Genomic DNA, 9,632 nt, shown 5'->3' with positions numbered 1-9,632 from the left:
TGGCGTGACGACCTCGCTACAACACGAGTTCCATACCCAAGGGGCACACGGTCTGTCACGCCCACAAAACCACCATTCACAAAATACACCGGAAACGACATACAAGGGGCACGGCGTGCCGTGCCCGCATCCGCGATCCAAGATCGCGGGCACACATCCCACATCGCATCGGTAGGGAACGGACTGCCTCGCGCAAAGAATCCCACCCTTCGGGTGGGGCACCAAAGGCAGGATTGGTAGGGGCACGGCGTGTCGGAGATCACGAGCGGAGTCGAGGGGCCGTGCCCGTAGGGTGGTTGCTTTGCACCCACCTTCAGGGGGCTGAAAGCCCCCTGTCCGCGTGTCGTTGTTCGAGCTGCATTCAAGGGGCTGAAGCCCCTTGTCCTCCTGCATCACGCGGAATGATCGGTAGGGGCACTGGTGCCATGCGAGAAGAACTCCACCCTTCGGGTGGGGTACCAAGAGCAGGATCAGCACCCGGTGGGTGCAGAGCACCCACCCTACACAAGACGAAGGAGACGCGTCAATGGATGATGTCGCCGAGACGGCTCCAGCGCACGCGGCTGACAAAATGGGCGGCGTTGTAGAGGAAGGCCTGCCCCACCGAGACAGGATCGCTCCAAGACCACTGCGGCGACTTCGGGTCGGTGCCCCACGACCAGTGGATCACCATGGCCTTGCCCTGGATCAAATCGCGCGGCACCGGTCCCCAGAAGCGCGAATCATAGGAGTTGTCGCGGTTGTCCCCCATCATGAAGAAACTGCCCTCGGGGACTTTGAAGGGGCCGAAATTATCGCGGGCGCTACGGGCGCCGGGCTCGACCTGCTCGCCATTGGTGAACTTCCCATTGGACGGGAGCGGTACAAACTCGCCATCGACATACAAGCGCTTGTTGCGAATCTCCACGGTCTGGCCGCCGACCGCGACACAGCGCTTGATGTAGTTAACCGAGGGGTCGTTGGGAAACTTGAAGATGACGACGTCGCCCGGCTTGGGGTCGCGTATGGCGGGCAGACGGTAATCGATCAGGGGCAGGTGCGAGCCATAGAGGAATTTGTTGGCCAGAAGGAAATCGCCGACCAACAGCGTGTCCTCCATCGATCCGGAGGGGATCTTGTAGGCCTCGACGATGGAGGTCTTGATTACGATCGCCAGCAGGAAGGCGATGACCAGCGACTTGGCATACTCCCAGATCACGTGCAGCGGCCCACCGGGTCGTGTCCTCTGATCCAGCGACGGTTCTTGACCCCGACTCTTCACTGATCCTCCCCGTATCCCCTGCTGTCATTGATGGGCAGAGACTCTTCCGTCAGGCCCGTCTTTTGCCCGTCGACGGACATGTTCAGTGAATCATACGCTGCCATGAGGGTGAGAGTTCAGAACAACGTGGCGCGCCGTCACCCACGGAAGAGACGCAGGACATCGTGGTAGGTCACGGTCACGATCAGGAGTAACAGCAGAGCCAGGCCGACCTGTTGGGCGATGGCGCGCTGCCGCAAGGTCAACGGCCGCCCCCGCAACTTCTCGGCCACCAGAAAGACCAAGTGGCCACCGTCGAGAATCGGGATCGGCAGAACATTGAGAATCGCCAAGTTGACCGAGAGAAGCGCCATGAAGCCGAGCAACACGTTCAACCCCTCACGCGCCACATCGCCGGCAATCTTGGCGATGCCGACCGGACCGGAGACCATCTTGATCGAGACATGCCCGGACAGCAGCCCGCCGAGGAAGCGGAACATCTCTCTGGTAATGTCGAGGGTCTGCCCCACGGCGGCGACGGTGGCGGTCCAGGGATAGAGGCGCTCCGTGCCGTATCCCAGTCCAACACCGATGCGCCCCACGACGCTGTCGGTGCCGGCGGTGGTCTGGACGGTATCGACGGCTGAGCGCACGAGCGCCGAGTAGAGATCATCGCCGCGTTTCCAGACGATGTCGACCGTATCGCCGGGACGGGCGTGAATCATCCGCGCCATCTCCTCGAACGAGGAGACGGGATGGTGATCGACCGCCACAATGATGTCGCCGGGTGCGATGCCCGCCTGCTGGGCCGGGGAATCGGCCATGACAGGGCCCACGACGACATGGTCCGGGTCGACAACCGGGCGACCCCAGATCATGAACACGGCGGCGAAGAGGATGATGGCAGTCACGAAGTTCATCACCGGGCCCGCGAGTATCACCAGGGCCCTGGTGCCGACCGACTTGGCCATGAACTCGCGCGGGTCCCCGGTCGGCTCGCCATCCTCCGGGTTCTCACCCGCCATCTTGACATAGCCGCCCAATGGCACCCAGGAGATGCAGTACTCGGTCTCGCCGACGGTCTTGCCGATCAATTTCGGGGGAAATCCCAGCGAGAAGCGCTCGACTCTGATTCCGGCCCACTTGGCCACGAGGAAATGCCCGAGCTCGTGGACGAAGATCAGGACACCGAGAACCAGAACAGTTGAGAGAATGGTCGTAGTCAATCCGACTCCTCGCAGGCGGCCTCAGCGACGCGACATGCCGAGATGTTGCTCCGCTCGGGCACGCGCCCAGCGATCCGCGGACACTATATCGTCAAAGCCGGGGTCGAAAACAACATCATGCTCATCGAGTACTGCCTGGACCAGAGACACAATGCCGGTGAACGGAAGGCGGTGGTCGAGGAAGGCGGCGACGGCAACCTCATCGGCGGCATTGAGCACCGCCCCGGCGGTCCCACCAACAATTCCCGCCCGGCGCGCCAGGTCGAGGGCCGGGTATCGTTCCGCTTCCGGGGGCATGAACTCCAGAGGACCCGATGACGCCAAATCAAACGGGTGCAGGTCGGGCGCTGACTCGACACGCTCCGGCGCAAACAGCGCATAGGCAATGGGCAGCGTCATGTCGGGGACCCCCATCTGGGCCACCGATGAGCCATCGTGGAACTCGACCAGCGAATGCACAATGGACTGGGGATGGATCACAACGTCGACGCAGGCCGGGTCGACATCGAACAGCCACGATGCTTCCAGGATTTCGAAACCCTTGTTCATCATTGTCGCCGAGTCAATCGTGATCCGCGGCCCCATGGACCAGGTCGGATGCGCCAGCGCCTCGTCCGGGGTGATCTGGCCGAACGTGGATAGAGGTCGGGTGCGAAAAGGCCCCCCCGAGGCGGTCAGGATCAGGCGCCTGACTTCTTCCCGCCGCCCGGCCCGTAAACACTGCCAGATGGCGCTGTGTTCCGAATCGATCGGAGAGATCGCAGCGCCGTGCTTCCTGGCCAAAGGCATGACGACGGCACCGGCAGCGACGAGCGTCTCTTTGTTGGCCAGAGCGACGTTTTTCCCGGCGGTGATCGCGGCCAGGGTGGGTCGCACGCCCGCGAACCCGACGACAGCCACCACGACGGTCGCCACGCCGGTCCAAGCGGCGATGGCGGCGATCCCTTCCCCGCCTGCGAGGATTTCGGTCGCGAGTTTGCCGCGCAGTCGAGCGCGCAGCTCATCGACGCACTTTGCATCGGCTACGGCCACGGCCTCGGGCCGGTAGCGCTCGGCCTGCTCGGCCAGGCGGGCAACATTGCGCCCTGCCGCCAAGGCAACCACGCGTAGCCGGTCGCGATGGCGGTCGACGACCCGCAGCGTGCTTTCACCAATCGAACCGGTGGAACCGATGATGCCGATGGGCTTGGGTGTGGCCATCTCTCGCCGTTCGGTCCTAACCCGCCTGCCAACCCCTCGACCGATCCGCCGAGGCGGATTAACTTCTCTCCCTCACTCCGTTCGGGACACTGCCGGAGGGAGAGATTGGACTCGCCCGAAACTCCCTCACCCGCGCGACCCTGAAGGGCCGCGCGACCTCTCCCGGAGGGAGAGGTTATACGTTGACCTCCCCCGGACGGGTGAGGGATGCTCTTCCACTATCGGACTGTGGGCTAGGGGCCCTGTGCACCTGACACGACGGCAGACATCCAGCGATCTGTCAGGAAATCGTGCCTCCGAAAAACAGAGGCGGGTCGTGCTGTATGCAGACCCGCCTCCGACTGCTCATGGCTGAACTCAATCCTTCTGCTCGAGGGAAACCTTGGTCATGACGACCGGGGTGACAGGTCGTTCACCCTGCACCGGGACCTTCTCGATCTTGTGAACGACGTCGAGACCTTCGACCACCTTGCCGAAGATCGTGTACTGCTTGTCGAGAGAAGGCAGTCGTCCCAAGCAGATGAAGAACTGTGAGCCGGCCGAGTTGATATCATCGCCGCGGCGGGCCATCGACAGGATGCCATCCTCGTGCAACAGCGTCTGGGAAAACTCCGCCGGGACCGTGTATCCCGGCCCGCCGGTGCCGTTCCCCTTGGGATCGCCGCCCTGAATGACAAACCCGGGCACGACACGGTGGAAGGTGAGCGAGTCGAAGTAGCCCTTCTCCGTCAGATAGGCGAAGCTCTGGCAATGCTTGAGGGCCACATCCGGCCATAACTCGATAACGATCTTCCCCTGCGTCGTCTCCATCACGATACGCGGTTTCTCGCCCTTGGCGAAGGTCACGGACTTGTAGGGTGCTTTGGGATCCACCGGTGCGGCCTCCGTCTTGGGCTTCTCTTCCGCTTTGGGCTGCTCTTCCGCTTTGGGTTTTTCTTCCAGCTTCGGTTGCTCTTCCGGCTTCGCTGCCGGTGTCGTCGCGGCGGGTTCCTTGGTCGCCGAGTCGGCCTTCGCCGGTTCCACAGACCTGGCCGGAGCGGCGGAGTCAGCCGCCGCCTTCATCGAGTCTGGCATCTGTTGCTGACCCATCGCCACGGGAGCCGCCCACAAACCGATGACGAACAGCATCCCGAGTACAGTGGGCCAACATGACATGACGTTTCGCATTGTCTTCATCAACTCATCCTCCCTTGAGTTCCTTGCATTGGAATCGCAGGAATAAACGCCTACAGACCGGCGCACGCAACTGCATTCTACGCCCGCCAACGGCGTTAGATCCCATGCAGCAAGGCCGCCCGAACCTGCTGGGGCAAAGCCCGTTACGACACATCTACTGACGTGACTACTGGCTCGCACACAGCCGTCACGACCTGTCCACCAGGATGCTGTCCGCGATTCGCACCCGGTTTTGGGCGCGGCGGAAGGCGGCGGTGGCGCGGTCGAGGTCGAGGCCTTCGTACTGCCTGTGGTTGTGCAGGCGGTCGCGGGCGCGTTCGAGGGCACGCAGGGCACGATCGCGGTCGATCTTGTCGGCCTGTTCGGCGGCATCGGCGAGGATCGTCGCGCGATTGTCGGCGACTTCCAGAAACCCGCCGGAAACCGCCAGGATCAACTCGGCGCCCTCAGGCAGGGTGATGGTGATCTTGCCCGGCTGGAGAGGGGTGATCAAGGGGGCATGGTGCGCCAAGACACCGAGGTACCCTTTGGCGCCGGGGACAATGATCGAGGCGACGGTCTCGTCGAAGACCGTTTCCTGTGGCGTGACGATGGAGAGATGGAACTTGGACATATCCTCAGGGACCGGTTGACACCCTCAATGTCATGTTGCGATACGAGCGTTTAAGACGAACAGCAGATCCCTCGCTTCGCCCGGGATGACAACCGGAGGTCGATGGCCATTGCGATTCACTACGCCTCAAGCCCTGCCTCAAGCGGGGAGCTCAACCGTTCAGGCGGCCTCGGACTTCATCCGCTCGGCGCGTTCCAGCGCCTCTTCGATCGTCCCCACCATGACAAAGGCCTGCTCGGGGACATCGTCGTACTTGCCGCCGATCAACTCCTCGAACCCCTTGATCGTGTCCTCCAGTTTTGCATAGCGCCCCGCGGTGTTGGTGAACGCCTCGGCGACGAAGAACGGCTGCGACAGGAAGCGCTGGATGCGTCGGGCACGGGAGACGATCACCTTGTCTTCCTCAGACAGTTCCTCCATCCCCAGGATGGCGATGATGTCCTGCAGGTCCTTGTAGCGCTGGAGAATCCGCTGCACCCCACGGGCAACCTGATAGTGCCGCTCTCCGACGATGTGCGGGTCGAGAATGCGCGAGGTCGAATCGAGGGGGTCGACCGCCGGGTAGAGCCCCAGCTCGGCGATCTGTCGCGACAGCACGGTGGTGGCATCCAAGTGCGAGAAGGTCGTCGCCGGCGCCGGATCGGTCAGGTCATCGGCGGGGACATAGATCGCCTGCACCGAGGTGATCGATCCGGACTTGGTCGATGTGATCCGTTCCTGCAGAGCGCCCATTTCGGTGCCCAGTGTCGGCTGGTATCCGACCGCGGAGGGCATGCGCCCGAGGAGCGCCGAGACCTCGGAGCCGGCCTGCACAAAGCGAAAGATGTTGTCGATGAAGATCAGCACATCCTGATGCTCTTCATCACGGAAGTACTCGGCCATGGTCAGGCCGGCCAGCCCAACCCGCAGACGCGCGCCCGGTGGCTCGTTCATCTGGCCAAAGACCATCACCGTCTTCTTGATCACGCCTGAGGCAGTCATTTCCAGATAGAGATCATTGCCCTCGCGGGTGCGTTCACCGACGCCGCAGAAGACCGAGAAGCCGCCATGCTCGGTGGCGATGTTGCGGATCAACTCCTGGATGATGACGGTCTTGCCGACGCCGGCGCCACCGAAGAGACCGACCTTGCCGCCCTTGGGGTAGGGTTCCAACAAATCGATAACCTTGATGCCGGTTTCGAGGATCGCCGTTTCCGTGGCCTGGTCGGCCAGCGAGGGCGCAGGGCGATGGATCGGATCGCGGCGCCCGGTGTCGCCGGTCAATGGCCCCTTGCCGTCGATCGGCGCACCGAGGAGATTGAAAACGCGGCCGAGGCAGTGCGGTCCCACGGGGACGGCGATCGGGCCGCCGGTGTCGAGTGCCGGCATGCCGCGCACCAGGCCGTCGGTCGAAGCCAACGCCACACAACGGACGAGATTATCGCCGATATGCATCGACACTTCGACCGTGAGATCGATGCCCCGCTCCTTGTCGGCGATCTTAATCGCGTTGAGAAGGTTCGGCAGACGGTCGGAATGGAACTCACAATCGACTGTTGGACCGATGACCTGCACGACTTTGCCCCAGTTTGCTTCCGCCATCCTATCTCCCTTGTACGCAACCTACAGATCCAGTCAATCTCCCGACGCCGCAACAAAGCGCGGGCAAGGGGCTTAAGCCCCTTGTTGACCGATCCGGAAGGCCATTGTCATTGCATCCAATCCAGAACACACAACGCCCGCCAGCAACATCTATTGCACCGCATTGGCGCCGCCGACGATATCCAACAACTCCTTGGTGATGGCGCTCTGGCGCGCCTTGTTGTACTGCAACGTCAACGCGTCGATCATCTCGCCCGCCGACTTGGTCGCCGCCCCCATGGCGAGCATGCGCGCCGCATGCTCGGCGGCGAACGACTCGGCCAGCGCGGTCTGAATCACCGTGGTGGCGTAGCGCGGCATCAAGTCATTGTAGATCGATGCCGGATCGGGCTCGAAGATGTAGTCGGCCGCGGCTCCCACCTGCGCCTCAGACGTCGCAATCGGGAGGAAACGGGCCACCGTCACCTCCGAGCGGGCGATCGACAGGAAACGGGCATAGACCAGGTGGATCGCATCGGTTTGGCCGCCGGTGAATCGTTGCGTCAACTCCGATGAGATCCGGCGCACGCGCGCGAAGTCGAGGTTGCCGCCGAAGTCGAGGTGGGCGGCGACAATCGGGAAGCCGCGTTTCCGGAACCAGGTGTGACCGCGCTTGCCGATCAACACCAATTCTGCGCTCTGTGTGTCGTATTCACCGAGCAACTGCCAGGTGCGGCGAATCAGGTTGGCGTTGAACGACCCGCACAAGCCGCGGTCGGCGGTCACCAGCACGATGGTGGTCTTCCGGACCGGGCGGACATCGAAGTAGGGATGTGGTGTCGCACCGCCCTGCGTCGCCCGTGCCAGATTGGTGAGAATGAGCTCCAGCTTGCGGGCGTACGGCCGGGCCCGCTCGGCACGCTGTTGCGCCTTCCGCAACTTGGCGGCCGCCACCATCTCCATGGCCTTGGTGATCTGCTGGGTCGAATTGACCGTGCGGATCCGGCGTTTGATGTCGCGTAACGAGGGCATGATTCAATATGGAAGGCGGCTCCGCAGGAGCGTCGCCCTCCCAATCAGATCAGGCGACGAAGGCCTTGCGGAACTTCGCGCACGCCTCCTTCAGCTTGGCGTCGAGATCGTCGGTCAATTGCCCCTTGGATCTGATGGTGTGGCCGACATCGGGATACTCTTTGTGCATGAACTCCTGGAACTCGCGTTCGAACTTGCGCACGGCCGCCACGGGGAGATCATCCAAGAACCCGTGCGTCCCGGCCCAAATCACCATCACCTGATCCTCGACCGCCACCGGGACATATTGATCCTGCTTGAGCAGCTCGACCATGCGCTCGCCGCGCGTGAGTTGGCGGCGGGTCGCTTCATCGAGATCGGACCCGAACTGGGCGAACGCCGCCAGGGCCCGGTACTGCGCCAGATCGAGACGCAGCGAACCAGCGACCTTCTTCATCGCCTTGGTCTGCGCATTACCGCCGACGCGCGACACCGACAGACCCACATTGACCGCCGGACGCACGCCGGAGTAGAACAAGTCGCCCTCGAGATAGATCTGCCCATCCGTAATCGAGATGACGTTCGTGGGAATGTAGGCGGTCACGTCCCCGGCCTGCGTCTCGATGATCGGCAGCGCTGTGAGCGAGCCACCGCCCTTCTCATCATTCAGCTTGGCAGCGCGCTCCAACAGCCGCGAGTGCAGATAGAAGATGTCACCGGGGAAGGCCTCGCGTCCCGGCGGGCGACGCAAGAGCAACGCCAACTGGCGGTAGGCCGTCGCATGCTTCGACAGATCGTCGTAGACGCAGACGACATGGCGCTTGCTGTGCAGAAACTCCTCGCCCATCGCGGCGCCGGCATACGGGGCGATGAATTGCAGCGGCGCCGGGTCGGTCGCCGAGGCGACGACGACGGTCGTGTACTCCATGGCGCCATGCTTGCGGAATGTCTCCACGACCTGTGCGACGGTCGAGGATTTCTGGCCGATCGCGACATAGATACAGAAGAGGTCTGTCCCCTTCTGATTGATGATCATATCCACGGCAATGGCGGTCTTGCCGATCTGACGGTCGCCGATGATCAACTCGCGCTGGCCACGCCCGATCGGGATCATCGAATCGATCGCCTTGAGTCCGGTCTGCACCGGCTCTTTGACCGGCTGGCGCTCCACGACGCTGGGAGCATGACCTTCGAGCGGTCGGAAACGATCGGTGACAATCGGCCCGGCACCATCGAGCGGCTGCCCGAGGGGGTTCACGACACGACCGATCAGGGCATCGCCCACCGGCACCGAAGCGACGCGCCCGGTCCGGCGAACCGTGTCGCCTTCTTTGATGTTGCGGTCGGAACCAAAGATCGCGCAGCCGACGTTGTCCTCCTCCAGGTTGAGGATCAAGCCGATGATGTCGCCGGGGAAACTGACCAGCTCCGACATCATCGCATCCTGCAAGCCCCAAACGCGCGCGATGCCATCGCCGACCTGGAGCACGGTGCCGACCGATTCCATTTCGAGCCGACCCTGATATTGGCCGATCTCGCGGGCAATGACGGATGAGACTTCTTCCGGTTTCAACGCCATCGTTTATATTCTCCCTTACTATACGGC

8 protein-coding genes are annotated in these 9,632 nt (G+C 62.7%); all 8 read right to left on the bottom strand.

Features of this window, described 5'->3' with window-relative positions; genetic code table 11:
- Positions 1-523: 523 nt before the first annotated feature.
- Positions 524-1,261 carry a signal peptidase I gene (gene lepB, locus AB1792_04425; GenBank protein ID MEW5701457.1) on the bottom strand — a complete coding sequence of 246 codons (738 nt, stop codon included), beginning with the start codon at positions 1,259-1,261 and terminating at the stop codon, positions 524-526.
- 137 nt (positions 1,262-1,398) lie between these two features.
- Entirely contained in the window at positions 1,399-2,466 is a 1,068-nt protein-coding gene (rseP, locus tag AB1792_04420; GenBank protein MEW5701456.1) for an RIP metalloprotease RseP, read from the bottom strand.
- 21 nt (positions 2,467-2,487) lie between these two features.
- Positions 2,488-3,666, bottom strand: a complete 1,179-nt coding sequence (locus AB1792_04415; GenBank protein ID MEW5701455.1) for a 1-deoxy-D-xylulose-5-phosphate reductoisomerase — start codon at positions 3,664-3,666, stop codon at positions 2,488-2,490.
- Between the two features lie 357 nt (positions 3,667-4,023).
- Complete coding sequence (locus AB1792_04410) at positions 4,024-4,842, bottom strand: peptidylprolyl isomerase (GenBank protein MEW5701454.1); 819 nt, start codon at positions 4,840-4,842, stop codon at positions 4,024-4,026.
- A 187-nt stretch (positions 4,843-5,029) separates the two neighbouring features.
- Positions 5,030-5,455: a F0F1 ATP synthase subunit epsilon gene (locus tag AB1792_04405; protein ID MEW5701453.1), complete on the bottom strand. Its 426-nt coding sequence runs from the start codon at positions 5,453-5,455 to the stop codon at positions 5,030-5,032.
- Between the two features lie 159 nt (positions 5,456-5,614).
- Positions 5,615-7,036 carry a F0F1 ATP synthase subunit beta gene (gene atpD, locus AB1792_04400; protein MEW5701452.1) on the bottom strand — a complete coding sequence of 474 codons (1,422 nt, stop codon included), beginning with the start codon at positions 7,034-7,036 and terminating at the stop codon, positions 5,615-5,617.
- A 150-nt stretch (positions 7,037-7,186) separates the two neighbouring features.
- Positions 7,187-8,047, bottom strand: coding sequence for an ATP synthase F1 subunit gamma (atpG, locus tag AB1792_04395; GenBank protein MEW5701451.1), 861 nt, complete (start codon positions 8,045-8,047; stop codon positions 7,187-7,189).
- 49 nt (positions 8,048-8,096) lie between these two features.
- A complete protein-coding gene (atpA, locus tag AB1792_04390; protein ID MEW5701450.1) occupies positions 8,097-9,605 on the bottom strand; it encodes a F0F1 ATP synthase subunit alpha in 1,509 nt (502 codons plus the stop codon).
- Between the last annotated feature and the right edge of the window lie 27 nt (positions 9,606-9,632).

Source organism: Candidatus Zixiibacteriota bacterium, from assembly GCA_040752595.1.
In the GTDB taxonomy this organism is placed as follows: domain Bacteria; phylum Zixibacteria; class MSB-5A5; order WJJR01; family WJJR01; genus JACQFV01.
Note: the sequence above shows the minus strand (reverse complement) of the source record. Positions and strands in the feature narration are given on the sequence as shown.

Excerpts from the sequence above, each read along its gene's own strand:
- AB1792_04415 (MEW5701455.1), bottom strand. The coding sequence starts at position 3,666 with ATGGCCACACCCAAGCCCATCGGCATCATCGGTTCCACCGGTTCGATT.
- AB1792_04410 (MEW5701454.1), bottom strand. The coding sequence starts at position 4,842 with ATGAAGACAATGCGAAACGTCATGTCATGTTGGCCCACTGTACTCGGG.
- AB1792_04405 (MEW5701453.1), bottom strand. The coding sequence starts at position 5,455 with ATGTCCAAGTTCCATCTCTCCATCGTCACGCCACAGGAAACGGTCTTC.
- atpD (MEW5701452.1), bottom strand. The coding sequence starts at position 7,036 with ATGGCGGAAGCAAACTGGGGCAAAGTCGTGCAGGTCATCGGTCCAACA.
- atpG (MEW5701451.1), bottom strand. The coding sequence starts at position 8,047 with ATGCCCTCGTTACGCGACATCAAACGCCGGATCCGCACGGTCAATTCG.
- atpA (MEW5701450.1), bottom strand. The coding sequence starts at position 9,605 with ATGGCGTTGAAACCGGAAGAAGTCTCATCCGTCATTGCCCGCGAGATC.